Source organism: Pseudoalteromonas sp. NZS11_1 (genome assembly GCF_015864275.1).
GTDB classification, from domain to species: Bacteria; Pseudomonadota; Gammaproteobacteria; order Enterobacterales; family Alteromonadaceae; genus Pseudoalteromonas; species Pseudoalteromonas arctica.
This window is the reverse complement of record NZ_JADYXK010000002.1, coordinates 91237-117520: the sequence shown is the minus strand read 5'-3', so window position 1 is coordinate 117520 and position 26284 is coordinate 91237. Positions and strand designations below refer to the sequence as shown.

The window sequence follows — 26284 nt, the reverse complement described above, 5'->3', positions numbered from 1 at the left end:
GCGAAAATTCCTATTTAAAGCGGTTTCTTAAATTTCAGCGTCATGCGGTCGCTTTCACCAATGGCTTTATATTTGTCAGCATCTTGTTCGCCGAGTCTTAAGCTTGGTGGTAGCGTCCATACACCTTTAGGGTGATCGGCTGTATCTTTTGGATTTGCATTTATTTCACTGCTTGCTACCAATTCAAACCCAGCTTGTTTAGCAAGGTCTACTACGTAGCTCTGCTTCATATAACCTGATGTTTTTTGATCTTCGTCAGCACGTTCTTCAGCTAAACGGTGTTCAACTAAACCTAATGTACCACCTGGTTTAAGGGCTTTATAAAAAGCTTGAAAAGCACTTAATGCACCGCTTTTATCTTTGCCCATATACCAGTTATGCACATTACGGAAAGTTAAAACCATATCGGCACTGCCGGCTGGCGCAATATCTAAATGTGTTACAGGTGCAAACTCAGTAATTTTAACGCCACTAAAGCGCTCATCTTCAGCTACTTTTTGTTTAAAGCCCGCAAGAGAGCGTTGGTAGTAGCCAACTGATGAATCAGCAGGAAAGTGCGCGGCATAATAAGTGCCTTGCTCTTTTAGTGCTGGCGCTAAAATTTCACTATACCAACCACCGCCTGGCGCAATTTCAACAACTGTCATAGTTGGTTTAAAGCCAAAAAATGCCAGTGTTTGAGCCGGGTGACGATATTCGTCACGAACGCTGTTTTTAGCGCTACGTTCGCTTGATTGAAGTGCATGCTCAAGGCTCGATTCGTGGTTATGGCTAAGCGCCATAGTCGATGTCATCGTTAGTGTGGCTACAAGTAGCGATTTTAGCGCAAATTTCATTGTTTGTTCCTTCACATTATAATTTTAAATAGGTTATTGAATAATCAGAATACGTGAATTTATAGCAAACAAAAAGGGTTAAACCAACGTTTAACCCTTTGTGTGATTAGTGGCGGAAATGGCGCATACCAGTAAGTACCATTGCCATGCCAGCTTCATCAGCAGCTGCAATCACTTCTTCATCACGCATTGAGCCACCTGGCTGAATTACCGCAGTAATGCCAGCGGCTGCTGCTGCGTCAATGCCATCACGGAATGGGAAGAATGCATCAGACGCCATAACTGAACCTTTAACTTCAAGGTTTTCGTCTGCAGCTTTTATGCCTGCAATTTTAGCTGAGTATACGCGGCTCATTTGGCCTGCGCCTACACCAATGGTCATACCGTCACGGGCATAAACAATTGCGTTTGATTTAACAAACTTAGCTACTTTCCAACAAAATAGTAAATCTTTAAGTTCTTGCTCTGTAGGTTGGCGCTTAGAAACAACTTTTAAGTCGCCTTGCGTTACCATGCCTAAATCGCGGTCTTGAACTAAAATACCGCCGTTAACGCGTTTAATATCTTGGCCAGCTGCTTTACCTGTCCACTGTCCACATTCTAATAAACGAACGTTCTTTTTAGCTTCAACAATTTTTGCAGCGTCGCTCGAAATACTAGGTGCGATAATTACTTCAACAAACTGACGATCAACAATTGCTTGTGCAGTTGCTGCATCTAGCTCCCGGTTAAAGGCAATAATGCCACCAAATGCTGATGTAGGGTCTGTTTTAAAAGCGCGCTCGTATGCTTGTAGAATATTGTCCCCAATTGAAACACCACACGGGTTAGCATGTTTTACAATTACGCACGCAGGTACGTCAAATTCTTTAACACATTCAAGTGCTGCATCGGTATCTGCAATGTTGTTAAACGAAAGGGCCTTACCTTGCAATTGAGTTGCTGTTGCAACTGATGCTTCAGCAATGTCACTTTCAACATAAAAAGCAGCATCTTGATGTGAGTTTTCACCGTAACGCATATCTTGCTTTTTAGTGAACTGCATATTGATAGTACGTGGGAATTTAGTCTCTACAGCAGCTTCCTCGGTGTAATCAGGAACCATTTTACCGAAGTAGTTAGCAATCATGCCATCGTATGCGGCAGTGTGCTCGTAAGCTGCAATCGCTAAGTCAAAACGTGTTTTATATGTAGTAGAGCCATTATTGTTTTGCATTTCACTAATAACACGGTCGTAGTCACTCGCGTTTACCACGATTGTTACGTCTTTGTGGTTTTTAGCGGCTGCACGAACCATTGTAGGGCCGCCAATATCAATATTTTCAATAGCATCTTCAAGGCTGCAGTTTTCTTGAGCGACTGTATTCGCAAAGGGGTATAAGTTAACTACAACTATGTCGATAGCAGAAATGTTGTTATCTGCCATTACGCTTTCATCTTGTCCGCGACGGGCTAATATGCCGCCGTGAATTTTTGGGTGAAGAGTTTTTACGCGACCATCCATGATTTCAGGGTGGCCTGTGTGATCTGATACTTCAGTCACTTTTATGCCGTTATCAGCAAGTAGTTTACATGTACCGCCAGTTGATAATATATCAACGCCTTGCGCTTCTAGTGCGCGGGCAAATTCAACAATACCGGTTTTATCAGACACACTTAATAGTGCGCGACGAATGGGACGATGAGTATCCATTGTAGTTTGATTTCCTCAGTTAATGAGCTAGCTTAGAAGCGGGCATTTTAACTGATTACAACTCAAAAAACGACTTATAAAGCGCCGATGAGGGTGAGCATTTTGCAACACGGCTATTAAACTACGGGCATAAAAAAAGCACCCTAGGGTGCTTTTTTAATAATTAGCTGTGATAAATCACAGCCAGCATATTAGTTCATGCCGTATTTTTTAAGCTTTTTACGTAAAGTACCACGGTTGATACCTAGTAAAATCGCTGCACGAGTTTGGTTACCACGTGTATATGTCATCACTTCTTCAAGTAATGGCGCTTCTAGCTCTGAAAGAACAAGGTCGTAAACGTCTTGCACATCTTGACCGTTAAGCTGCTTTAAATAGTGGTGAACAGCTTTTTTTACTGCATCACGCAATGGCTGCGGTTTCTCGTGTGACTGAACATGAGGGTTAGTGATAAATGGAGAAGTCACGTTTTGTTCGAACATTATTAAGTCTCTTTCTTTCTTAGTTAGCTGCTAGTGTTTTAAAGTATTGCTCTAATGCGACGACCTGTGCTTGTGGGTTGTCGAGCGCATTAAATACTCGCCTAAACTGACCATCACTGTCATGGGTTTGCAAATACCAAGATACATGTTTGCGAGCAATTCGCGCTCCCATTGGCTCACCGTAAAACAGATGGAGGTTTGTTAAATGCTCCATTAAAATACTGCGCACCTCTGCAATAGCAGGCGGCTGTAAGTGTTCCCCAGTTCGCAAATAGTGGTCTATCTCCCTAAATATCCAAGGGCGACCTTGGGCGGCTCGGCCAATCATAATGGCATCTGCACCCGTATAGTCTAAAACCTGTTTTGCTTTTTCTGGTGATGTAATATCACCATTGGCAACAACAGGAATCGACACTGAACGTTTTATATCCCTAATCGTGGCGTACTCAGCATCACCTTTGTACATACATGCGCGCGTACGCCCATGTACAGCAAGTGATGCAATGCCATAACGTTCAGCTATTCTCGCAATCTCTACACCATTACGGTTATCCGGATCCCATCCTGTACGGATTTTAAGTGTCACAGGTATATCAACAGCATTAACGACTGCATCAATAATCTCTTCCACAAGTTCAGGAAACTGTAATAAGGCAGAGCCTGCGAGTTTCTTGTTCACTTTTTTTGCTGGGCACCCCATATTGATATCTATGATCTGTGCACCGTTAGCAACATTGAATTGTGCGGCCTGCGCCATAAGCTCAGGATCTGCTCCTGCAATTTGCACAGCGCGTATACCCGACTCACCGCTGTGATCCATACGATTCATCGACTTTTCCGTTTTCCAAACCTTAGGATTAGACGATAGCATTTCAGAAACAGCTAGCCCTGCGCCTAAACGACGGCAAAGTTGTCTAAATGGTCTGTCTGTAATGCCAGCCATTGGCGCGACAATTACATTATTCTCAAGTTGGTATTTACCGATACGCACTATATTCAATAGGCCTCTTTTCAAGGGGCGCTAAGTTTACGGTTTTTTTCACAAAAATCAAAGGCTATAAATTGAACAAAAGTAACTTTTTTTTGCCCTTTTCGTATTGACATTTGATAACCACATGACAAGTAGGTTAATTTGTTTGAAATTTATACAAGTTTTATTTTTTACACAATAATCAGAAAACTTTTAATATGTAAAAAAATAGTAAAGCCTGTTAAATACAGGCTTTACATGCAGGTTTTGAGTTAATGCTCTAAATTTGGTTATGCAGTTTATTACGCTTTTTTAGTGCCACTTACTCGAGTCCAATCACCTTCAACGGCAATATCATCTAGTTCAATAAACGGTGCATAAATATCAGCAACTGATTGTGCTTGTTCTTCTAAAATACCCGACATTGCAATCTTGCCGCCAGGCTTTAATAAACCTAAAATTACACTGTGCAATTCGCGAAGTGGCTGGGCTAATATATTTGCCACTACTATGTCGGCGGTAAACTCAGGTTGGTTTTCTGGAAGGTATACTTCGAGTTTGTCTGCAACGCCATTACGGTTAGCATTATCGAGGCTTGCCTCAAGCGCTTGAGGATCAATATCAATCCCAATCATGCGCTCTGCGCCTAGTTTTATAGCTGCAATACCTAAAATGCCTGAGCCACAACCAAAATCAACAACCGTTTTACCTGTTAGATCTTGGCTTTCTAACCACTTAAGACATAAGGCCGTTGTTGCATGTGTGCCCGTACCAAAAGCAAGGCCAGGGTCAAGCAGTACATTTACTGCATCAGGATCTGGAATGTCGCGCCAGCTTGGACAAATCCATAGCCTTTCACCAAATTGAATAGGGTGGAAGTTATCCATCCATTCACGTTCCCAGTCTTTATCCTCAAGCTGCTCTATTTTGTATACTAAATTGTCTTTTAGTTCATCATGGCGTTTCAATAACGCAACGACTTCATTCATATCGTGATTAGCTTCAAACAAGCCAATTACTGTTGTATCAGCCCAAAATACAACGGTGCCAATTTTGGGTTCGTAAATAGGGGTGTCTTTTGCGTCAATAAAGGTTACTGAAGCACTACCCGCTTCCATTAATAGGTCACTTACTGCATCTGCTGTTGCAGCATTGGCGTTAATACGAATTTGGATCCAAGCCATGATTATTTCCTTCAAATAGAAAAAAGGCCGCTATAGCGGCCTTTTTAGTTTATATAGTAGCGCTAAATTATTTAGCGTCTAAAAAGCTTTTCAGTAAATCTGAGCGAGAAGGGTGGCGTAATTTACGCAGCGCTTTCGCTTCTATTTGACGAATACGTTCACGTGTTACGTCAAACTGTTTACCTACTTCTTCTAAGGTGTGGTCGGTATTCATATCAATACCAAAACGCATACGTAGTACTTTAGCTTCACGGGCTGTTAGGCCTGCAAGTACATCGTTAGTTGCGCCACGAAGAGACTCCATTGTTGCCGAATCGATTGGCGAATCAATAGTTGTATCTTCGATAAAGTCACCTAAGTGAGAATCTTCATCATCACCGATTGGTGTTTCCATTGAAATTGGCTCTTTAGCAATCTTAAGTACCTTACGGATTTTATCCTCAGGCATCATCATGCGTTCTGCTAATTCTTCTGGATTTGGCTCACGACCCATTTCTTGTAACATTTGACGAGAAATACGGTTAAGTTTATTAATCGTTTCAATCATATGTACTGGAATACGGATTGTTCTTGCTTGGTCAGCAATAGAGCGAGTGATTGCTTGACGTATCCACCACGTAGCATAAGTAGAGAACTTATAACCACGGCGATATTCAAACTTATCAACTGCTTTCATCAGACCAATGTTACCTTCTTGAATTAAATCCAAGAATTGTAAGCCACGGTTTGTATATTTTTTAGCAATTGAGATTACAAGACGTAAGTTAGCTTCAACCATTTCTTTTTTCGCACGGCGTGCTTTCGCTTCACCAATGCTCATTCGACGGTTAATGTCTTTAATACGCTCAATGCTTAAACCTGTTGTTTGTTCAATAACAGATAGTTTATTAATGCTACGAATGATTTCTGGCTTAACTTCTTCAAGTTTAGCTGAATACTTTTCGTTACCTGAAATTTCTAAATCTACCCATGAAGCGTCAGTTTCGTTATTAGCAAAATGCTTAACGAATGTTTTCTTCGGTAATTTAGCAATTTGTACAGCTTGTTTCATGATTAGACGTTCTTGAACGCGAACACGATCCATCATTTCACGCATGTTATTTACCATGCGGTCAAACTGTTTAGGTATTAATTTAAAGGTTCTGAAAAGCTCACCAATTTCAAAAATGGCGGCTTGTGATTCAGGATGCGAACGACCTTTAGCTTCAAACGTATCACGTGCTTTATTGTATAAATCACGTAAATTTTCAAAATGAATGCGCGCTTCTTCAGGATCTGGCCCTGTGTCTACTTCTTCTTCATCTTCGTCATCGCTATCAGCATCATCTTTGTCATCTTTATCGTCATCAAGTTGCTTAGCACTTAATTCTGAACCGATATTAGTTGCTGAAATTGGCGCTGTATCTTCATTAGGATCGATAAATCCAACGATGATATCGCTTAAACGCATTTCTTCAGCTTCAAACTTATCCCACTGCTCTAGCAGGTAAGTGATTGCTTCAGGGTACTCTGCAACAGAAATCTGTACTTGGTTAATGCCTTCTTCGATACGTTTAGCGATTACAATTTCGCCTTCACGTGTAAGAAGTTCAACAGTACCCATTTCACGCATGTACATGCGAACCGGATCCGTTGTACGGCCGATTTCTTTTTCTACAGTCGCAAGGGCTGCAGCGGCAGCTTCAGCTGCGTCTTCGTCTGTCGTTGTTTCTTGCATCATTAATTCATCAGCATCTGGCGCGTTTTCGCTAACCTTGATACCCATATCATTAATCATGCTTATGATATCTTCTACTTGATCTGAGTCTATAATGTCTTGTGGAAGGTGATCATTTACTTCTGCAAAAGTTAAGTAGCCTTGCTCTTTACCTTTTTGAATCAGAAGTTTTAATTGTGACTGAGGAGTTGGATCCATAGAGATTGTTTCTTCCACTCTGATAAGTTGATACAACAGGCGCCATCATGTAGTTTGCATTAAAGCCAACTAGAATAATGTGACGCAGTGAATAGCACAGTATAACAGTTTAAATCAATTTTGACTAGCTGTTAGTGGCTTTTAACGCTGTCATTAACAAATGACACTCAAGTCTTTCGTCGCTACTAAGGCCTTGAGTCTTGTCCTTTATTAATAGGGTCTCGAGTCGATAATTTAAACACTGATCTTCAATAAACTTGAAAGTATTTTTAAAAACCGTCTCTAAACGCTCTTCATTTATGTCGTGTTGCCACGTTGCAAGCTTGATTAAGGGCTCGTAATCTTCAGTTCCTCTAAAAAATTCGAGTAGTTGCGCTGTGGTAATGCTTTCTTTTTCTAAAGCTTGCTCTTGTAAGCGTAATAATAGCCCTATACCAGCAATATTCATTTGTGCGAGTTCAGGCAAATATGGCACATTTTTAGCCAAATTAGGATGTTGAATTAAAATACCAATCGCTTGACGCATTGGTGTTATTTTAAACTTACGTTCAATCGAATGCTGTTGCTTTGGCGTTTTTAAACGGTTATTTAATTGCTCACGTGTTCTTCCGATTAAACGCCCTAACTGTTCAAGAATGTTTTCTTGATAAAATTCACTTGGGATTTTTTCAATGAGTGGAAGTGCTGCACTGAGTAATTTAGCTTTTCCTGAGTCGAGTGTTAAATCAACTTCTTGGCTTAATTTATTAAACAATACTTTGGTAAAGTCATCTGCTTGGCTTAGGCGCAATTCGAATTGCTCCTTACCTTCTTTTTGTACAAGAGAGTCAGGGTCTTCGCCATCGGGTAAAAAAGTAAATTGCAGTGCTTTACCGTCATTTAAATAAGGAAGTGCGTTTTCAAGCGCCCTCCAAGCTGCATCACGGCCAGCTCTGTCGCCATCGTAACAACAGATTACTTTATCTGTTGTTCTAAACAGCGTATGCATGTGCTCGCTTGTTGTTGCGGTACCTAGTGATGCAACGGCATATTCAATCCCTTGCTCGGCTAAGGCAACAACATCCATGTAACCTTCCACAACCATTACATGCTCAAGTTTTTTATGGGCTTGCTTTGCTTCATAAAGTCCGTAAAGCTCAAAGCCTTTATGAAAAATTCGGGTCTCCGGCGAGTTTAAATATTTTGGCCCTTGGTCGGCTTGCATTACACGCCCACCAAATGCAATAACGCGTCCGCGTTTATCGCGAATAGGGAACATTAATCGGTCGCGGAAAAAATCAAATTGTCTGCCTGGTGTTTTTTCTGAAGCTAGCTTTAATTCAACTAATTGCTCTTTTTGTTCTTTATTACGGCCAAGCTGAAGACATAATCCATCCCATTCGCTGGGGGCGTAGCCAATCATAAACTTTTTAACTGTTTCACCACTTAAACCACGGCCTTTTACATATTCAATAACGGCGGCAGAATTACTGTGGTGTTTTAATTGGTGCTGATAAAAGCGCGCAGTATGAAGCATTAAATCGTAATCAGAGCGCTTTTGTGCAGCAGTACGTTCTGGTGCTGAGTTTGTGCCTTGTTCTCGAGGTACTTCTAAGTTAAGCATGCTTGCTATTTCTTCAATAGCATCTACAAACTCAAGCTTTTCATACTCCATTACAAACGAAATTGCATTACCATTAGCGCCACAACCAAAGCAATGATAAAACTGTTTGTCTTGCGATACGGTAAATGAGGGCGATTTTTCGTTATGAAATGGGCAACAAGCTTGATAATCCTTACCTGCTTTTTTTAGACCTACTTTTGAGTCTATCAGGTCGACAATATCGGTTCTGGCAAGTAAATCGTCTATAAAGTTACGTGGGATCTTTCCAGCCATTAGTAAAATACAGTCCTGAAATAATAAGAAGAATAACGAATATGAAATTTACTTTTTTATACTTGCTTGATGCAAAATATAGTGTGCTTTAACTTACCAAAATGACAGCGAAATAAATAGGGAAGCTATAAAAAATTTCATTTTAAAGTAACCTAGTAGGTGTACTTTTTATTAAAGTTAAAAACAAAGAAACCGAGCGCAAGGCTCGGTTCACTTCAATCATACTTTAATGTATGTGGGAGTATTAGGCAGTTAATCGTTGCTTAATTAAACCAGAGATTTTGCCCATATCGGCACGACCTTCGGCTTTGCTTTTGATTATACCCATTACTTTACCCATGTCTTGCATACCTGCTGCGTTAGTATCAGCAATAGCCGCATCAATGAGAGCAATGATTTCTTCTTCACTCAATTTTTGAGGTAAGAAAGTTTCAAGTGCTACTATTTCATTTGCTTCAATATCAGCTAAATCATCACGCCCAGCATCTTTGTACTGAGTGTAAGAGTCACGACGTTGTTTAACAAGCTTCACTATAACGGAGGTAATACCTGCGTCGTCTAGTTCTATGCGCTCGTCAATTTCACGTTGCTTGATTGCAGCAAGTACCATACGAATAGGGTTAAGACGTTGTTTGTCTTTAGCTCTCATCGCATCTTTTTGCGCATCTTTTAGCGTTATTAAAAGGCTCATTTATACAAGACCTAATATATTAGTATAATTTAACGCGACGTGCGTTATCACGAGAAAGTTTTTTCATGTGACGTTTTACTGCAGCAGCTTTTTTACGCTTACGCTCAGCTGTTGGTTTTTCATAGTGCTCGCGACGACGAACTTCTGAAAGGATTCCTGCTTTTTCACATGAACGCTTGAAGCGACGAAGTGCTACGTCAAACGGTTCGTTCTCTCTTACTTTAATTACTGGCATTAAAAATTCACCTACCTAAATTATGAGCGTTGCTCAAGTTGATCAAACATTGATCAAGTGGTTCAAAAATGGTGCGGTATTGTAATCCGAAGCAACACCACATGTAAAGGACAATATTAACAGAAACGCATCATGTAAAACAGTATTAATTTGCTTGGCGCTGGTAGAGTTTGCAAAACACTTGGCCTGCCTTTTTTTCTTTAATTAACAACCAGTTGCTCGGGTTCTTGAAGGTGGTTAACTCTGTTTCTACTTCAACATAAATTAATGCATCATCGCTTAACCATTGGTTTTTTTCTAATAAATCGCAGGTTGTTTGCGCTAAATCTTTACGAAATGGTGGGTCAACAAATACAAGATTAAACGCTTCGTTTGTGTTTTTTTGCTCTAAAAAGGAGAGTGAATTAGTATGTTTAACGTATGCGTTGTCGAGCTTTAAAGTGCTAATGTTTTGTTCTAATTGCTTGGCAGCTGACGAGTCGAGCTCGATAAATGTGGCGTTTTTTGCAAATCGAGATAGCGCTTCAAATCCTAACCCACCAGAACCTGCAAAACAATCAAGTACATTTGTGTCACGCGTATCTTGCATTAGCCAATTAAATACAGTTTCTTTAATTCGATCGGTAGTAGGTCTTAAGCCTTCTACATTTTTAACAGGGAGTTTTCGGCCTCGAAATTGGCCACTAATCACTCTAATAAAGCCATCACTGGGCTTGTTAGTAGCTTTATTTTGCGTTGTTTTTTTTCTCATTTAGCTCACTAAAAAATGGTATATGGTATCTAGCTCAGATAATATTATGGGTGATTACGTGTAGCTTCATTTTTCAACCGTATTAAAAGTGTTACTATTGAACACTTACGTTTTGAATGGTTGTATTTATTAGCAACTATTGCTGGGCATTGCCAAGCTATTTCAAATTTTAGTTTATCAGATTTTTATAAGTGGTTATTAGCAAGTATGACAAAAAAAAGTAAATTCATGTCGTGGCTCGGTTTTGGCAAGTCAGATAAAAAAGAAGCAGAGCAAAAAGCAGCCGCTGATAAACAACAAGCATTAGCGCAAGAAGAAGCGCAGAAGCTAGAGCAAGAAAAGCTTGCGCAGCAGGCTGAAACTGAACGCTTACAAGCAGAAGCCGAAGCAGAGCGCTTAGAGCAGGAGCGTATTGCTGCTGAAAAAATTGAAGCTAAACGTTTAGAGCAAGAAACGCTAGCACAGGAGCAAGCTGAAGCTGAACGTTTAAAAGCAGAGGCCGAAACAGAGCGCTTAGAGCAGGAGCGTATTGCTTCTGAACAAATTGAAGCAAAACGTTTAGAGCAAGATCGTGCTGAAAACGCAGAAAAGATTGCAATTGAGCAGGCCAATGCTGAATTACTTGCAAAACAACAAGCTGATGCAGAAGCGCAAAGACAAGAATATGCACAACGTTTAGCCGATCAAGAAACGCAGATGCTGTTAGAGCAAGAGCGATTGGCTGCAGAAAAAGTAGAGGCTGAGCGACTAGATCAAATACGCCTTGAAAAAAAGGATGAAGCTGTAAAGGCTGAAAAGCTTGCAATAGAGCAAGCGAATGCTGAGTTATTAGCAAAAGAACAAGCAGATGCTGAAGCACAAAGACAAGAGCAAGCAAAACGTTTAGCAGAACAAGAAGCGCAAATGCGTTTAGAACAAGAACGCATTACTGCGGAAAAAGCAGAAAATGAACGTTTAGAGCAAGAGCGCATTGCTTTAGAAAAAGCAGAAAACGAACGTTTAGAGCAAGAGCGCATTACTGCTGAAAAAGTAGAAAATGAGCTTTTAGAGCAAGAACGTATTGCTGCTGAAAAAGCTCAGAACGAGCGCTTAGAGCAAGAACGCATTGCAGCTGAAAAAGCAGAAAATGAACGTTTAGAGCAAGAACGCATTGCGGCTGAAAAAGCAGAAAGCGAGCGTTTAGAGCAAGAGCGCATTGCTTTAGAAAAAGCAGAAAACGAGCGTTTAGAGCAAGAGCGCATTGCAGCGGAAAAAGCAGAAAACGAGCGTTTAGAGCAAGAACGCATTGCTGCTGAAAAAGCAGAAAATGAGCGTTTAGAACAAGAGCGCATTGCAGAAGAACTTGCAATTGAAGAAGCTAAAAAAGCAGAAAAGCCGAAAAAAGAAGGGTTTTTCTCTCGTCTTAAAAAGGGCTTGTTAAAAACTCGCGTTAATATAGGTTCTGGTTTTGCATCTATTTTTAGTGGTAAAACAATAGATGACGAATTATTTGAAGATCTTGAAACACAGCTGCTCACCGCCGATTTAGGCGTTGATACCACCATGAAGTTGATTGATAGCTTAACTGATGCTGCAAACCGTAAGCAGTTAAAAGATGGTGATGCGCTTTATGAGTTAATGAAACAAGAAATGGCGGCGATGCTAAAAACGGCTGAACAGCCTTTAGTAATTACCAAAGATAAAAAGCCATTTGTTATTTTAATGGTGGGCGTAAATGGCGTTGGTAAAACAACGACTATTGGTAAGATGGCTAAGCAATTTCAAAGCGAAGGTAAGTCGGTTATGCTGGCTGCTGGCGATACGTTTAGAGCGGCTGCTGTTGAGCAACTTCAGGTTTGGGGTGAACGTAACAGCATTCCTGTTATTGCACAGCATACGGGTGCAGATAGTGCATCGGTTGTTTTTGATGCATTCCAAGCTGCAAAAGCACGTAATATAGATGTGTTAATTGCAGATACAGCGGGTCGCTTGCAAAATAAAGATAACTTAATGCAGGAGCTTGAAAAAATAGCTCGTGTTATGAAAAAAATTGATCCTGATGCGCCGCACGAAGTGATGCTAACCATTGATGCTGGCACAGGTCAAAATGCAATTAGCCAAGTGAACTTATTTAATCAATGCGTTGGCTTAACTGGTATTACGCTTTCAAAACTTGATGGAACTGCAAAGGGTGGTGTTATTTTTGCGGTTGCAGATAAGTTTAATATTCCAATTCGTTACATTGGTGTTGGTGAAGGTATTGATGATTTACGCGCTTTTAAAAGCGATGACTTTATTGATGCGTTATTTAGCCAAGATGAGGACGACGTTTAATTTACCAAAAGAGGGAGCTTGCTCCCTTTTTAATTGCGAGGAATACCAATTTTATTAGTAAACTAATTGAATTGGCATAATAAAAAGATGATAAATTTTCAGCAAGTAAGTAAGACTTATCCAGGAGGGCACCGCGCCCTCGAAAAAGTTAATTTTCATGTTAAACCGGGTGAACTTGCCTTTTTAACCGGCCACAGTGGTGCGGGTAAAAGTACGTTGCTTAAGTTAATTAGCTTAATGGAACGTCCATCGGCAGGCAGTGTATTTATCAACGGTGTTGATTTAAATAAAGTAAACTCGCGTCAAATTCCTTATGCTCGCCGTGATATAGGTATTATTTTTCAAAACCACCGTTTACTAGAGCGCTATACCATTTTTGATAACGTGGCACTGCCTCTTATTATTGAGGGTACTCACCATAAGCAAATAGCTAAACGTGTTCATGGTGCGCTTGATAAAGTAGGCCTGATAGACAAAATAAAATGTCATCCGTCTATGCTCTCTGGAGGCGAGCAGCAACGTGTTGGTATTGCCAGAGCAATTGTAAACTCTCCGCCAATTCTGTTAGCCGATGAGCCTACAGGTAACCTAGACCCTGAGCTTTCAATGGAAATCCTAAAGCTGTTTGAGGACTTTAATAAACACGGCACCACTGTTCTTATAGCGACGCATGACTTAGGTTTGGTTGCACGTATGAAGTACCGCAGTCTAACCTTAAAAGATGGCCGCATGCTTCAAGATCCGCTCGCTGAGGGAGCACTATGAGTTTACTTTTTAAAAGTCGTCAAAATAGTAACGACAAGCAAAAAAAATCAGTATTAGCTGGCGGTTACTTTTTCATTATTAATATTTTTCGCCAAGGTGTTCATAGCTTAGGTGAAATGTGGCGTACGCCGCTTGCATCTATGATGACTATTGCTGTACTTGGTTTGAGCCTAACGTTACCTGCAACACTTTATCTCGTTGTTAAAAACGTACAGCAAGTAAGTAGTGGTTTTGAAGAAGCGAGTGAAATATCGTTGTTTGTAAAAGAAAGTATGAACGAGCAAGAAACGCAAACATTAGTAAAGCGTTTAGCACTTTATCCAGAAGTGGAAAGCGTTGAATTTATTTCAAAGCAAAAAGCACTAACAGAATTTAAAGACGTATCTGGCTTTGGGCAAGCTTTAGAGTATTTAGATAAAAACCCATTACCTGATGTGGTACTTGTTACTCCTACAAAACGTCATAGACACCCAAATGCCGCTAAAGTACTGCTAACTAAATTAGAAAGTGAACGTGAAGTTGATTTTGGTAAGCTCGATATAGCGTGGCTAGAGCGTTTAAATGCATTACTAGATTTACTGAAAGAAAGTGTAATAACCATCGCATTATTACTGCTTACCTCAGTGACGCTTATTATTGGTAACACCATCCGTTTGTCGATCATGGATAAAAAAGAAGAAATACAAGTAATGAAGCTAGTCGGCGCAACTAACACCTTTATACATGCCCCATTTTTGTGGACCGGTATTTGGTATGGTGTAATAGGTGGTTTATTTGCCTTTATATGCGTAGGACTAATGATGTGGTGGCTTTCAAGCGCTGTGAGCAGTGTCGCGGGGGTGTATCAAACAAGCTTTTCGTTAATTGGATTATCGCTTAATGAGCTCGGCTTTTTAGTGTTACTTGCAACAAGCTTAGGATTTGTAGGCTCGTACCTTTCTGTAAATCGATATATTAAAGAAATAGAACCCGATAAAGTATAAAAAATCCTGCAAACTATAAGTGAACCAACCCAGCTTGATATGCGTATCGTACCGAACTGGGTTGTACCTCCTTTTATTAAAACTGTCATATTTATGTACTATCCTCCCATGAAGTAATGAGTTGTAAATAAGGTGATGCAGCGAGGTTAACCTGCTGCAGCCCCTCAATTCATCACTTATTCAGTCGCTTGTAGTAGACTAAACACATACTAAAAACTGCTTGATTTATACTTTTAAAAAGTTTTAAATTGGGGTTAGCACTCTTAAAGAAAGAGTGCTAAGATAGTTTCAAATGTTTATCACCGAGGTGAAAAATGAGTAAAGATTTATACGCAATGGCACTTACAGTCGGACAACAAAGCGCAAGCATGGACGGTTACCTTCAAGCGGTAAGCACTATTCCTATGCTTAAAGTTGAACAAGAGCAAGAACTTGCTAAAAAACTTCAGGAAGAAGGCGATCTTAGTGCTGCCAAGCAACTCATTATGTCGCATTTACGCTTTGTAGCGCATATTGCTAAAGGCTACTCGGGATACGGCTTACCACAAGCTGACCTTATTCAAGAAGGTAATATAGGCCTGATGAAAGCGGTTAAGCGTTTCGACCCTACTGTGGGTGTGCGTTTAGTATCGTTTGCAGTGCATTGGATTAAAGCCGAAATTCACGAGTTTGTGCTTAAAAATTGGCGCATAGTTAAAGTTGCAACCACTAAAGCGCAACGTAAATTGTTTTTTAATCTTCGTAAAAATAAAAAGCGTTTAGGTTGGTTTAATCAAGCTGAGGTTAGTACCGTTGCTAGCGAGCTAGGTGTGAGTGAAAAAGAAGTACGTGAAATGGAATCGCGCATGAGCGGCCAAGACATGGGCTTTGACCTAACGGGCGACGATAACGACGACGCACCAACAAGTACGTACTCTCCAGTACAATATTTAACAGATGGCGCAGCTGATTTAGCTGACGACGTTGAACAAGAGCAGTGGAAAGAGCAAGCGCATACTCGTTTATTTAGCGCACTTAAAACACTAGACGAACGTTCACAAGATATTGTTAGCGCACGTTGGTTGTCGGATGATAAAGCGACTCTTCAAGAGCTTGCACAAAAGTACAGTGTATCTGCTGAACGTGTTCGCCAGCTTGAAAAAACAGCGATGAAAAAATTACAAAGTGCTATGAGCTAAACACAGTTCAAGCTGCAAAATTTAAAAAGCCCTGCATGAAAATGCGGGGCTTTTTGCTTTCGCGTAGGTTGGCTTGAGAGAAGCGAAACCCAACGATAAAATATCCAATTAAGTAATACCGATGCGCTGCATATTGAATGGTTATACCAATCCGCAATAATACTTAATCATTTTGCGGGGCTAAACGTGTCGCTACCTGCGTTAAAAAATTCTCATTTAGAACAACTAAATAGCGAATTTTTTGCCTAGCTATCAACACGTTTTTCCGCCCTCAAAATAGACCACTTAATTAAGCGAATTGGTATTAGTTTATCATTCGGATATAGCATTATTTAAAGCTTATATCATCTAGCACTAATCCCTTTCCCCTCAGCCTGCGCTAACTGAATGTATTTACGCTCAACCAGCTGCGAAACCGGCACGAGCTCAAAACCTTGCTTAGTTAGCTCGGGTAAGGCATGGCGTAAAAATTCGATTGTTTCTGGGTAGGGATGAGCAATTGCAATAGCGGAATTATGAGTGATGGCTAGTTGTTTTAATTCTTCAAGCCTTAGCTGCAGTTGTTCTGGTGTAGTTATATTGTCTAAGAACACTTGGCGACTAATATTGGCAACACCTAAAAAGTTAGCAGCATTTTGTGCTTGGCTTAAATCGGTTGTGCGGCTATCTAAAAAATATAAATGGCGCTTTTTAAGCACTTCCATTGTCCACTTCATAGCTTGGCTTTGCTGCGTAAGCGCTGAGCCCATGTGGTTATTAACGCCTTTAACTTGCGGTAAACTAGCGAGAGCGGTTCCTAGAGTTTGCTGAAGCTGCTCTTTATTCATATTTAAAGTAAGCGCGCCAGGTCCGAGTTCTTTACCGTTAAGTGCCTGCATAGGTACATGAAGTAATAGTTCTTTATTTGATTGACTAGCAAGCGTTGCAAAAATTTGCGAATAAGGAGTATGGGGCAAAATTGAATACGACAATTGCCCTGGTAAGGAAAGGAACTCTAAGTCCCGTTGATGATAGCCTATATCGTCTATCACTATTGCTATTTGTTTAGCGCTAATTGTTGCTGAGCTAAAACAAATAGCTAATATTAGCCATTTTGTTATTTTCACGTTTATAGTTTTTATTATCTTTTTAGCTTTGTTTAACAGCTTATACGAGCTATTGCATGCTGAGTAATTGTTTTGCTTTAACTAATTGTAAATCTGCTAAGTTACCAGTAAGTAATTGCGCGTTACTGTTAGTGTGTTCATTTTTTATTATAACGGCTTTATTACTTTGTGAAAGGTTTGTTTGATTAACCGCCACATCTGGGGTTATTCCTATTCCATCAATCGATTTACCTAGCGGCGTAAAGTATTTAGCTGTGGTGAGCTTTAATGCAGTGTTGCCATCACCTAGAGGAATGAGCGATTGTACAGAACCCTTCCCAAAAGATTGACTGCCAACAACGGTTGCTCGTTTATTATCTTTAAGTGCTGCTGCAAGTATTTCGGCTGCAGAGGCTGAATTTTCATTTATAAGCACAACAATGGGGGCATTTTTTAGAATGTCTCCACTCTTTGCATAAAATGCTTGGTTGGCATCGTAAAAACGTCCTTTAGTAGTCACTATAGTGCCACTTTGTAAAAATAGGTCTGATACCGCTACTGCGCTTTGTAATGTACCCCCTGGGTTATCTCGTAAATCAATTACTAAGCCTTTAAGTGGGTAACCAAAGTGGCTTTGCAGGGCAGCAACTTGCAGAGCAACCTCATGCAATGTGTGGTTAGAAAAATTATTGATAGCTATATAACCAGTACCAAAATCTAGAAGTTCGCTTGTTACGCTTTCGAGGTTTATTTGGCGGCGTGCTACATGAAACGTGAGTGGGTTTTTATTGTTATCACGACTTATAATTAGCTCTATATTTGAAAATTTACTGTCTCTTATTAGTGTTGCTACTTCATCGATTGTACGGTTTTGGGCTGCTTGGTTGTTTACACTTACAATAATATCGCTTGGCAAAATACCCGCTGCTTTTGCGGGGGAGTTATTAACCACATTAACAATAGTCATATTCTCGTCGATATTTTTAACCTCAATACCAATACCTGTGTAGCGGCCATTTGTGTTATCAAATAGTGAGGTTAGTTCGTGCTCATTTAAGTACTTAGAGTAAGAGTCGAGCTTTGAATATAAACGCTCAAATTGCTGGTTATTATATTTAATGTGGTGGCTATTTTGTAAGGTGAGATCTTCAACGTAGTAGGCATGAATGTTAAAGAGTATTTCGTCTATTTGTTGTCTTTTAAGATCTTTAATCGAGCTTGCTAGTACGTTACTAGAAAAAGCGATTAAGGTTAGTAATACAAGTAAATACAGACTTATATAAAAGCCTGTATTTTTTTGATCAATGGTAATTACTGCAGTTTTTTTAGTTGTCATCAGCTGCTCCAGAGCGGTGCAGCGATTAATTTAATTAAATGCGTTTGCACCATTTTACAGGATTTACTGCGCGTCCTTTGTGGCGTATTTCAAAGTATAGACCAGAACTAGCTTGTCCGCCGCTTTGGCCAACTAAAGCAAGTGTTTCGCCTTCGCGTACCATGTCGCCTACATCTCTTAGCAATGTTTGAGCGTGGCCATATAGGCTCATAAAGCCCTCACCATGATCTACAACAATTACCCAACCATAGCCTTTTAGCCAATCGGCAAATACAACTTGGCCGTTATGTACGCTATTAATATTAGTGCCTTCTTTTGCACCAATTAATACACCCTTCCAATCAATACCACCATGTTTACGTTGGCCAAAAGTGTGCTCTAACTTGCCTTTGCTCGGCCAGTCTAATTTACCTTTATTTTTATTTAGGCCCAGTAATTCAATTTTTTGTGTTTTTTCTTTTTCGAGCTCTTCAATCGTTGCTACCAAAGTTTGTTGGTTTTCTTTTAAATAATTTATTGAGCTTTTAGTGCTGTTGAGCTGAGCTTGTAAGTTTTTAAGATTTGCTTGGCGTTCACTTTGTGCATTAACTAAAGCGGTTTGGCGTCTTTTTTGCTCATCAAATAAAAGTTCTAGTTTTTCTTGTGTTTTAACAAGCTCTTTTTGGTTTTGTACTATTTGCTGTTGAAGGTCTTTTAGATCTTCGATTTGTTCAATACGAGCTTTATTTAAGTAGTTGTAATAACTAAGTGTGCGCTCAAATTTAGCAGTGTCTTCTTGGTTTAACAGCATTTTAGAATAGTCGTCGTCTCCAGCCATGTAGGCGCTTTTGAGCTGCGCGGCTAAAACTTTCTGAAATTGTGCATGCTTTTTATCGAGCTCATCGGCTTTATTTTGTAACTCTTTTTGCTGTGTTTTAGTTTCTTTTACTGATTGCTCAGCCATGTTAAGTGCTTTAGCATTTTTAGCTATATCGAGTTCATGGCTTTTGAGGTTTTTTTGTAGTGACGCTATTTTTTTTCTTTGCGCGTTATATTCAGCTTGGCTTTGCTCAAGTGCATTTTGAACTTCTGATAAGTCTTTTTTAGTACGATCCTCATTAGCAACTGCAGATGCAGTCACTAATGAAGTTAGTATTAAACCGCACTTAATTAACCGGTTAATACGTCTATTCATGTGTCATTTCAACATCATGATAGGCGTACCAGTCATTTCGCTTGGTTGCTCCATGCCCATTAAGTGAAGCATTGTAGGGGCTACATCGCTTAATGCTTTACCTTGCATAGGCTCTGCATCGCGACCAACATATATAAAATGTACCGGTTCACTAGTGTGGGCAGTATGCGCTTGGCCTGTTTTAAGATCAGCCATCTGCTCAGCATTACCATGATCGGCTGTTATTAGTGCTTCACCACCAAACTCTTCAAGTGCATCAACAACACGTCCGATACAGCTATCTACAGCTTCACAAGCTTTAACAGCAGCTTCAAATACACCAGAGTGACCAACCATATCGCCGTTAGGGTAGTTACAAATAATAGCATCGTATTTACCGCTTTTAATTGCTGCTACTAGCTTGTCGGTTAGCATTTCTGAGTTCATTTCAGGTTGTAAGTCGTAGGTTGCAACTTGCGGCGAAGGAATTAGCTCGCGTGTTTCGCCTTTAAATTCACTTTCGCGCCCGCCACTAAAGAAAAACGTAACGTGTGCGTACTTTTCGGTTTCTGAAATGCGAAGCTGTGTTTTGTTATTTTTTTCAAACCACTCACCAAGTACGTTTACTAACGGTGTTGAACCAAAGGCAATAGGTGCATCTATATCGGCTGCATACTCTGTCATCATTACAAATGCACTAAGCTCTGGCGTTCTTTTTCTTGCGAATCCATCAAAATCAGGCTCAACAAAAGCGCGAGTAATTTCGCGGGCTCTATCTGCTCTAAAGTTGGCAAAAATTAGAGTGTCGCCATCGTTTATTGAAGCAGGAGCGGCGCCTGTTGGTGTAATGGTTGTAGCGGCCACAAATTCGTCGTTTTCGTCGCGCTCGTACGCTGCATTAAGTGCCTCTACGCCGTTATCAAAATTAAAGTCACCTTCAGCTAATGCAATTACGTTGTACGCTTTTTCTACGCGGTTCCAACGGTTGTCTCTGTCCATTGCGTAGTAGCGGCCAATAAGTGACGCCAAACGACCGCATTTAAGTTCGCTAAATAACGCTTCAATACGTTCGATTGACGCTTTAGCACTACGTGGAGGTGTATCGCGGCCATCTAAAAAGCCATGAAAGTAAACTTCTTTAGCGCCACGTTTTGCAGCAAGTTTTATGCTAGCAACTATGTGGTCTTCATGGCTATGCACACCACCTGGGCTTAAAAGACCCATTATGTGAACTGCTTTTCCTGCACTTACCGCTTTATCTATGTTTTCAACTAAGGCTGGGGTTGAATCAAATTCGCCATCGTTAATTGCTTTAGTGATACGGGTAAAATCTTGATAAACAATGCGACCAGCACCTAAGTTCACATGGCCAACTTCTGAGTTACCCATTTGACCATCAGGAAGACCAACATCTAAACCCGAAGCTGATATTAATGTGTGTGGCCGTGTGGCCCATAAATTGTCTAATACCGGTGTGTTAGCTGCAAGAATAGCATTACTTTGCGTATCTTCGCGGTATCCCCAACCGTCTAAAATCATCAATACCAGTGGTTTTTTATGCTCTGTCATAATAGCTCCTGAAAATTAGTATCTGTTGATGGATACTGTGCACCTAAAAGGTTTATTAGCGTGGTTTTAGCATACCGTGTTTTTAAGCTAGGATCAGCATTGAAAACAAGATATTAAATTTTTTCACTTACTACTATATATGGGGGGCTTTATCGTTTTTTAAACTTCTCTAAGTGCTCCTAAACTCGCATTTTAGGTTGGTTTGGGTATACTTGCGTGGCTAAAGTACAAAATCCTTAAAATATTAGGGCGTGTTGCACTTTGGTGGTTGAATTTGCAGCAGTATGTTTGGTTTTTAGGCAAGGCAGAGCCTATGAAGTGTGGTTACTCCCCATAAATAGGCGATAACGTAGCATAAATACCAAACATACGCTGCCCGTTGGGTTCTTTCTAGGGACTATTACCTCTTTGTTGCTCGGTTTTTACTTAGCCCACTAGGTTACAAATCTCGCGCCGCGATTTAATCGCCCCTAGATTGAACAAATTTCAATCCACAAAGGCCAACACGCCCTAGGTTTAAAACATAATTTCATAGTGGAAGTAGAATGGATCAATATATTGAATTTATTACAAATCATCCCATTTTAAGCCTTGCTTGGGTTGGTATTGTTTTCCTTATTGTTAGTGGCTGGATAAAGAGTAAGCTTTCAGCTGTTCGTCAAATAAATCCTCAGCAGCTTACGTTACTTATTAACCGTGATGACGGTCAAGTAATCGATATACGTGCGCAAAAAGAGTTTAATGCAGGGCGTATTTCTGGTGCTGAGCACTTAAGCCCAGAGAATGCGAAAAAATCTGACTTTTCAAGCCTTGAAAAGTACAAGACTAAACCCATTATAGTTGTATGTACTACAGGTATGACTGCCCAAGGTACTGCAGCCGCTATGAGTAAAGCTGGTTTTGAACGAGTTTACTTATTAGCAGGTGGCATGGGTGCGTGGCAATCTGCCAGCTTACCAACTACAACAGGTCGCTAATCAGTTTAGCTAGGCCGATAGAGGATTTATTATGAGTAATGTTGTTTTATACACCAAGGCGTATTGTCCATTTTGTCAGCGTGCTCTTTCGCTTTTAAACAGCAAAGGCGTTGAATACACAAATTATGATATTGGTGTACAGCCTGAGTTACGCGATGAAATGATTGCCAAAGCAGGTGGTGCAAGCACAGTACCGCAAATTTTTATTAATGATGAACATATCGGTGGCTGCGACGACATGATGGCTATTGAAGCGCAAGGTAAACTTGACGCTAAGCTAAACGCTTAATTTAATTATAATAACGAACAAGTTAGGAATAACAATGAACGAAGAAAATCAAAACGTAGCAGCTGCACAAGACGGCGCACAATTTACTATTCAACGTATTTACACTAAAGATGTATCGTTTGAAACGCCAAACTCTCCGGCCATTTTTCAAAAAGAATGGACGCCAGAAGTTAAGCTAGACCTAGATACACGCTCTAATAAACTAGACGAAGGTGTATTTGAAGTTGTTTTAGCGCTAACTGTAACCGCTTCTCTTGGTGAAGAAACTGCGTTCTTATGTGAAATTCAACAAGCAGGTATTTTTACTATTGCTGAAGTTGAAGAAGTGCAACTTGCGCACATGCTAGGTGCATTTTGTCCTAACGTGTTGTTCCCATATGCACGTGAAGCTGTTTCAAACCTTGTTAACCGTGGTACTTTCCCACAGCTTAACCTTGCGCCAGTTAATTTTGATGCGTTATTTGCACAATACATGCAACAACGTACTGCGCAAGCTGACCAGGCTTCAGCAGACGCATAACTTATGAGTACAGCAACCACAGCTGTTACTGTATTAGGGGCGGGGTCTTACGGCACCGCCCTTGCTATTTGTTTAGCCCGAAATGGTCACCACGTGACACTTTGGGGAAGAAATAGCGACGACGTTGCCACGCTTGCAGCTGAGCGGAAAAATCAACGTTACTTACCTGATGCTCCTTTTCCAGATACTCTTACTCTTGAAGCTAACTTACAACATGCCGTTGCTAGCAGCGCTATTGTACTTGTTGTTGTGCCAAGCCATGCTTTTGGCGACACACTTGCGCAGATTAAACCTGCATTGCAAGAAGGCGCTAAAGTTGCTTGGGCCACAAAAGGCCTTGAGCCTAATACAGGCCGTTTATTACAAGAAGTTGCTTTGCAAGAATTAGGTGATGACATTCCACTTGCGGTACTTTCTGGTCCTACGTTTGCAAAAGAAATGGCGATGGGTTCACCTACAGCTATTTCTGTGTCTTCTACGTCGCCTGAATTTGCTCAGCAGCTTGCTGATTTACTTCATTGTGGTCGCTCATTCCGTGTGTATAACAATGATGATTTTATTGGTATACAGCTCGGTGGTGCGGTTAAGAATGTAATTGCCATTGGTGCCGGTATTTCGGACGGTGTTGGTTTTGGCGCTAATGCGCGTACCGCACTTATCACCCGAGGCCTTGCAGAGCTTACTCGTTTAGGTTGCGCTCTTGGCGCTAAGCCAGAAACCTTCATGGGGATGGCAGGCCTTGGCGATTTAATACTAACGTGTACAGATAACCAATCACGTAATCGTCGATTTGGTTTAGCGTTAGGTAAAGGCGAAAGCGTGGATGCTGCTATTGAGTCAATTGGTCAAGTAGTGGAAGGCTTTAGAAATACCAAAGAAGTGTATTTATTAGCGCAGCGTAGCGGTGTAGAAATGCCGATTACCGAGCAAATTTATAAAGTGCTTTATGAAAATAAAGATATGAAAGAAGCTGCAATGGCGCTATTAGGCCGAGAGCAACGTTCTGAATAATTTTATAAGCGTTTATAAAACTAAAAAACCGACGTTATGTCGGTTTTTTGTTGTTTAGCTCAAAGCTATTTACTGCGCGTTAGGAAAACCCAACTGGCGCCACGACTCGTAGACAAACACAGCTACTGCGTTTGATAAGTTCATGCTGCGGCTATTGGCTTGCATAGGAATACGTACACGCTGCTCTTTTGGCAGTGCTTGGATCATATCGTCAGGCAGGCCGCGAGTTTCTGGGCCAAATACCAAGCAGTCACCCGCTTCGTAACTTGCTTCATGGTGAAACTGACTACCTTTGGTTGTACATGCATATATTTTTTTTGGTTTACATTTTTCAAGGTAATCTTCAAATGAGGCATGGCGTTGAACATGACTAAATTCATGATAATCAAGTCCTGCACGTTTCACGCGCTTATCGTCCCACTCAAAACCTAGCGGCTCAATTAAATGTAATGCATAGCCGGTATTGGCACATAGGCGAATAATATTACCAGTGTTAGGCGGTATTTCAGGTTGGTATAAAACAATATCCAGCATAATGAGCCTTATAAAATAATCTGTAGTTTGACGAAGGGCAGTATACACGAAACCTTTTAAAAAAATGATATACTCACACTATTGAGTACTCCTAATTATCGGATTAAAACGTGCATAACCGTAGCTACGAATTTTGGGTTAAAACTTCAAGCATTGTTACCATGGTAATGGTTAGTTTAATGATTGGCGCAAAAACATGGGCATGGCTGGCTTCTGGCTCGGCCTCAATGCTTGGCTCGTTAACTGATTCGTTAATGGATATAACAGCCACCGCCATGAGTTTTTTAGTGTTAGGCTATGCACTGCGCCCAGCAGATGATGACCATAGGTTTGGGCACGGAAAAGCTGAAGCACTTGCAGGACTTGGACAAGCTGCGTTTATTGCAGGCTCAGGTTGCCTACTTGCTTTTCATGGTATTGAGCGATTATTTAACCCTATACAGTTAAGCCATTCTTTATTAGGTGTGTGGGTAAGTATTTTTGCTATTGCGTGTACGCTGGTCATTGTATTTGTACAAAACAAGGTGGTTAAGTATACCGATTCAATTGCTATAAAAGCCGACTCAGTACATTACAAAGGCGATTTAATATTAAATGCCGCTGTGCTATTAGCTATTTTGTTAGCTTATTATGGTGTGTTGTATGCCGATCCTGTTTTTGCGATAGGTGTAGCGGGTTACTTACTTTATAACAGCTGGGATATTGCTCGCGATAGTGCCGATCATTTAATGGATAAAGAACTGCCAGATGATGAAAAGCAAAGCATATTTGATATAGCCAGAGCCCATGCAGATGTACATGGTGTGCATGATATTCGTACTCGCCAAGGCGGAAAAGTTAAGTTTATCCAAATGCACCTAGAGCTTGATGATCATTTAAGTTTGATTCGCGCACATAATGTGGCTGATGAAGTAGAGGCAATGCTTAGCGAACGCTTTGAGTCTGAGGTAGATATACTGATCCACCTCGACCCTTTGTCGGTACTTGTTAAGCCGTCACCGACTCACAAAACTGATACAAGCTCTTAAGTAATGGCTGGCGTATTTCATCACGTTCAAAAAACAGCTCGTGTTTAGCGCCTTCAAAGCTTTTAAGTACAGTGTTTACGTGCCTGTTTGCTAATTTATATTGGGCATTGTTATCAACCACTTCGTCGTTTTGCGCACTGGCAATATAAAGTGGAATAGTCACGCTCAAGTTATCCACAGAAGTTATAAATGCAAACGTCGCATTTAGCCAGCCGTAAGTAACACCGCCGAGCTGTAGTAATGGCTCTTCTTGATATGTTTGCCTAAATAGCTCGTAACGCACTGGGCTGCTGGTTAATACATTTGTAGCAAACTCATCGGGTATGTAATCGGTTTGCCCTAGTGCGTAATTGTCTTTTTGACCCAAAAGGGTCGCGGTACTGGCTATTAATTTAGCTAAAGGTTTTGGTGTGTTTTTTGTGTAAATATCAAGCATAGGCGCTGATAAAAACGCACCACTAAAATTGTGTTCAAAATGCGCAAGGTAATCAAAAGCAATAGCGCCGCCCATTGAATGACTCACTAACACCTTTTTACCTTGCCAATGAGTATCCACTATTTGTGTATTAAATAAGTTTAGGTCTGCGCTGTAATCTTTAAATTGATTAACATGGCCTTTGTGCTTATTTAGTAGGTGGCGATAAGAGCGGCCTTGTCCTTGGTGATCGGCTATGAATATGGCAAAATTATTGTTATACAGCTCCCATAACAACTCTTTATATTTATCTAACCCTTCAAGGCGCCCAGAGCTTATTACAATGGCATTTTTGGCTTTATCTGGTATGGCATAAGCATAAAATAATTGCCCGTTAGGTGTATCTAAATAAGCTTTAATTAGCGTGTTTTTATAAAAGTTATTAATTGTTATTTGATTACTCTTAAGCTCACGCTCACTACTATAAAACATGCT

At 40.5% G+C, this 26284-nt stretch carries 25 protein-coding genes; 9 read left to right on the top strand and 16 right to left on the bottom strand.

What is annotated here, in order from left to right; all coding sequences use genetic code 11:
* Positions 1–14: 14 nt before the first annotated feature.
* The 10 genes from I6F44_RS03180 to rsmD form a co-directional block, all read right to left on the bottom strand.
* Complete coding sequence (locus I6F44_RS03180; RefSeq protein ID WP_197173289.1) at positions 15–836, bottom strand: class I SAM-dependent methyltransferase; 822 nt, start codon at positions 834–836, stop codon at positions 15–17.
* A gap of 106 nt (positions 837–942) precedes the next feature.
* The gene (gene purH, locus I6F44_RS03175) at positions 943–2529 is read right to left on the bottom strand and encodes a bifunctional phosphoribosylaminoimidazolecarboxamide formyltransferase/IMP cyclohydrolase (RefSeq protein WP_007586526.1); all 1587 of its coding nucleotides are present in this window, start codon (positions 2527–2529) and stop codon (positions 943–945) included.
* Positions 2530–2720: 191 nt separating this feature from the next.
* The gene (gene fis / locus I6F44_RS03170; protein WP_002957804.1) at positions 2721–3011 is read right to left on the bottom strand and encodes a DNA-binding transcriptional regulator Fis; all 291 of its coding nucleotides are present in this window, start codon (positions 3009–3011) and stop codon (positions 2721–2723) included.
* Positions 3012–3030: 19 nt separating this feature from the next.
* Positions 3031–4002, bottom strand: coding sequence for a tRNA dihydrouridine synthase DusB (gene dusB, locus I6F44_RS03165; protein WP_010553368.1), 972 nt, complete (start codon positions 4000–4002; stop codon positions 3031–3033).
* A 281-nt stretch (positions 4003–4283) separates the two neighbouring features.
* Positions 4284–5165 (bottom strand): 50S ribosomal protein L11 methyltransferase, encoded by an 882-nt coding sequence (gene prmA, locus I6F44_RS03160; RefSeq protein WP_010553367.1) that lies wholly within the window; start codon positions 5163–5165, stop codon positions 4284–4286.
* 67 nt (positions 5166–5232) lie between these two features.
* On the bottom strand, positions 5233–7080 hold the full coding sequence (gene rpoD, locus I6F44_RS03155; protein WP_007586533.1) for an RNA polymerase sigma factor RpoD: 1848 nt from the start codon (positions 7078–7080) through the stop codon (positions 5233–5235).
* A gap of 124 nt (positions 7081–7204) precedes the next feature.
* Complete coding sequence (gene dnaG / locus I6F44_RS03150) at positions 7205–8956, bottom strand: DNA primase (protein ID WP_007586534.1); 1752 nt, start codon at positions 8954–8956, stop codon at positions 7205–7207.
* A 244-nt stretch (positions 8957–9200) separates the two neighbouring features.
* Positions 9201–9647 carry a GatB/YqeY domain-containing protein gene (locus I6F44_RS03145; RefSeq protein ID WP_007586535.1) on the bottom strand — a complete coding sequence of 149 codons (447 nt, stop codon included), beginning with the start codon at positions 9645–9647 and terminating at the stop codon, positions 9201–9203.
* 19 nt (positions 9648–9666) lie between these two features.
* Positions 9667–9882: a 30S ribosomal protein S21 gene (gene rpsU / locus I6F44_RS03140; protein WP_002957797.1), complete on the bottom strand. Its 216-nt coding sequence runs from the start codon at positions 9880–9882 to the stop codon at positions 9667–9669.
* Between the two features lie 145 nt (positions 9883–10027).
* Positions 10028–10633, bottom strand: a complete 606-nt coding sequence (gene rsmD / locus I6F44_RS03135) for a 16S rRNA (guanine(966)-N(2))-methyltransferase RsmD (protein ID WP_007586536.1) — start codon at positions 10631–10633, stop codon at positions 10028–10030.
* Between the two features lie 207 nt (positions 10634–10840).
* Here rsmD and ftsY point away from each other — a divergent pair, with 207 nt between their 5' ends.
* From ftsY to rpoH, 4 genes are all read left to right on the top strand, one after another.
* Positions 10841–12946 carry a signal recognition particle-docking protein FtsY gene (ftsY, locus tag I6F44_RS03130; RefSeq protein WP_197173288.1) on the top strand — a complete coding sequence of 702 codons (2106 nt, stop codon included), beginning with the start codon at positions 10841–10843 and terminating at the stop codon, positions 12944–12946.
* A gap of 87 nt (positions 12947–13033) precedes the next feature.
* Positions 13034–13711: a cell division ATP-binding protein FtsE gene (gene ftsE / locus I6F44_RS03125; protein WP_007582842.1), complete on the top strand. Its 678-nt coding sequence runs from the start codon at positions 13034–13036 to the stop codon at positions 13709–13711.
* Positions 13708–14694: a permease-like cell division protein FtsX gene (ftsX, locus tag I6F44_RS03120; RefSeq protein ID WP_007582840.1), complete on the top strand. Its 987-nt coding sequence runs from the start codon at positions 13708–13710 to the stop codon at positions 14692–14694. Before ftsE ends, ftsX begins: the two co-directional genes overlap by 4 nt.
* Before the next feature lie 314 nt (positions 14695–15008).
* Positions 15009–15872 (top strand): RNA polymerase sigma factor RpoH, encoded by an 864-nt coding sequence (rpoH, locus tag I6F44_RS03115; protein WP_007582838.1) that lies wholly within the window; start codon positions 15009–15011, stop codon positions 15870–15872.
* A 344-nt stretch (positions 15873–16216) separates the two neighbouring features.
* Here the strand turns inward: rpoH and I6F44_RS03110 are convergent, their stop codons facing one another.
* Genes I6F44_RS03110 through gpmM form a run of 4 tightly spaced genes read right to left on the bottom strand, consistent with a single transcriptional unit; the run spans position 16217 to position 21015 of the window.
* A complete protein-coding gene (locus I6F44_RS03110) occupies positions 16217–16978 on the bottom strand; it encodes a divergent polysaccharide deacetylase family protein (protein WP_197173287.1) in 762 nt (253 codons plus the stop codon).
* A gap of 49 nt (positions 16979–17027) precedes the next feature.
* Entirely contained in the window at positions 17028–18293 is a 1266-nt protein-coding gene (locus I6F44_RS03105) for a S41 family peptidase (protein WP_197173286.1), read from the bottom strand.
* Between the two features lie 34 nt (positions 18294–18327).
* Positions 18328–19467 carry a murein hydrolase activator EnvC family protein gene (locus tag I6F44_RS03100; protein ID WP_197173285.1) on the bottom strand — a complete coding sequence of 380 codons (1140 nt, stop codon included), beginning with the start codon at positions 19465–19467 and terminating at the stop codon, positions 18328–18330.
* A gap of 3 nt (positions 19468–19470) precedes the next feature.
* Positions 19471–21015, bottom strand: coding sequence for a 2,3-bisphosphoglycerate-independent phosphoglycerate mutase (gene gpmM / locus I6F44_RS03095; protein ID WP_007582830.1), 1545 nt, complete (start codon positions 21013–21015; stop codon positions 19471–19473).
* A 545-nt stretch (positions 21016–21560) separates the two neighbouring features.
* On the opposite strand from gpmM, the gene I6F44_RS03090 reads away from it, so the two are divergent.
* From I6F44_RS03090 to gpsA, 4 genes are read left to right on the top strand one after another with little or no spacing between them, the layout of a single operon-like run.
* Positions 21561–21992, top strand: coding sequence for a rhodanese-like domain-containing protein (locus I6F44_RS03090; RefSeq protein WP_002957784.1), 432 nt, complete (start codon positions 21561–21563; stop codon positions 21990–21992).
* Positions 21993–22023: 31 nt separating this feature from the next.
* Positions 22024–22281 carry a glutaredoxin 3 gene (grxC, locus tag I6F44_RS03085; protein WP_002957783.1) on the top strand — a complete coding sequence of 86 codons (258 nt, stop codon included), beginning with the start codon at positions 22024–22026 and terminating at the stop codon, positions 22279–22281.
* Between the two features lie 34 nt (positions 22282–22315).
* Positions 22316–22801: a protein-export chaperone SecB gene (gene secB / locus I6F44_RS03080; RefSeq protein ID WP_007582825.1), complete on the top strand. Its 486-nt coding sequence runs from the start codon at positions 22316–22318 to the stop codon at positions 22799–22801.
* A gap of 3 nt (positions 22802–22804) precedes the next feature.
* Entirely contained in the window at positions 22805–23812 is a 1008-nt protein-coding gene (gene gpsA / locus I6F44_RS03075; RefSeq protein ID WP_182193925.1) for an NAD(P)H-dependent glycerol-3-phosphate dehydrogenase, read from the top strand.
* A 69-nt stretch (positions 23813–23881) separates the two neighbouring features.
* Here the strand turns inward: gpsA and trmL are convergent, their stop codons facing one another.
* Entirely contained in the window at positions 23882–24346 is a 465-nt protein-coding gene (trmL, locus tag I6F44_RS03070) for a tRNA (uridine(34)/cytosine(34)/5-carboxymethylaminomethyluridine(34)-2'-O)-methyltransferase TrmL (RefSeq protein WP_007582820.1), read from the bottom strand.
* Positions 24347–24507: 161 nt separating this feature from the next.
* Here trmL and I6F44_RS03065 point away from each other — a divergent pair, with 161 nt between their 5' ends.
* A complete protein-coding gene (locus I6F44_RS03065; RefSeq protein ID WP_165735523.1) occupies positions 24508–25374 on the top strand; it encodes a cation diffusion facilitator family transporter in 867 nt (288 codons plus the stop codon).
* Here the strand turns inward: I6F44_RS03065 and I6F44_RS03060 are convergent.
* Positions 25334–26281, bottom strand: coding sequence for an alpha/beta fold hydrolase (locus I6F44_RS03060; protein WP_007586153.1), 948 nt, complete (start codon positions 26279–26281; stop codon positions 25334–25336). The two genes, I6F44_RS03065 and I6F44_RS03060, sit on opposite strands and share 41 nt — an antisense overlap.
* Positions 26282–26284: the final 3 nt, after the last annotated feature.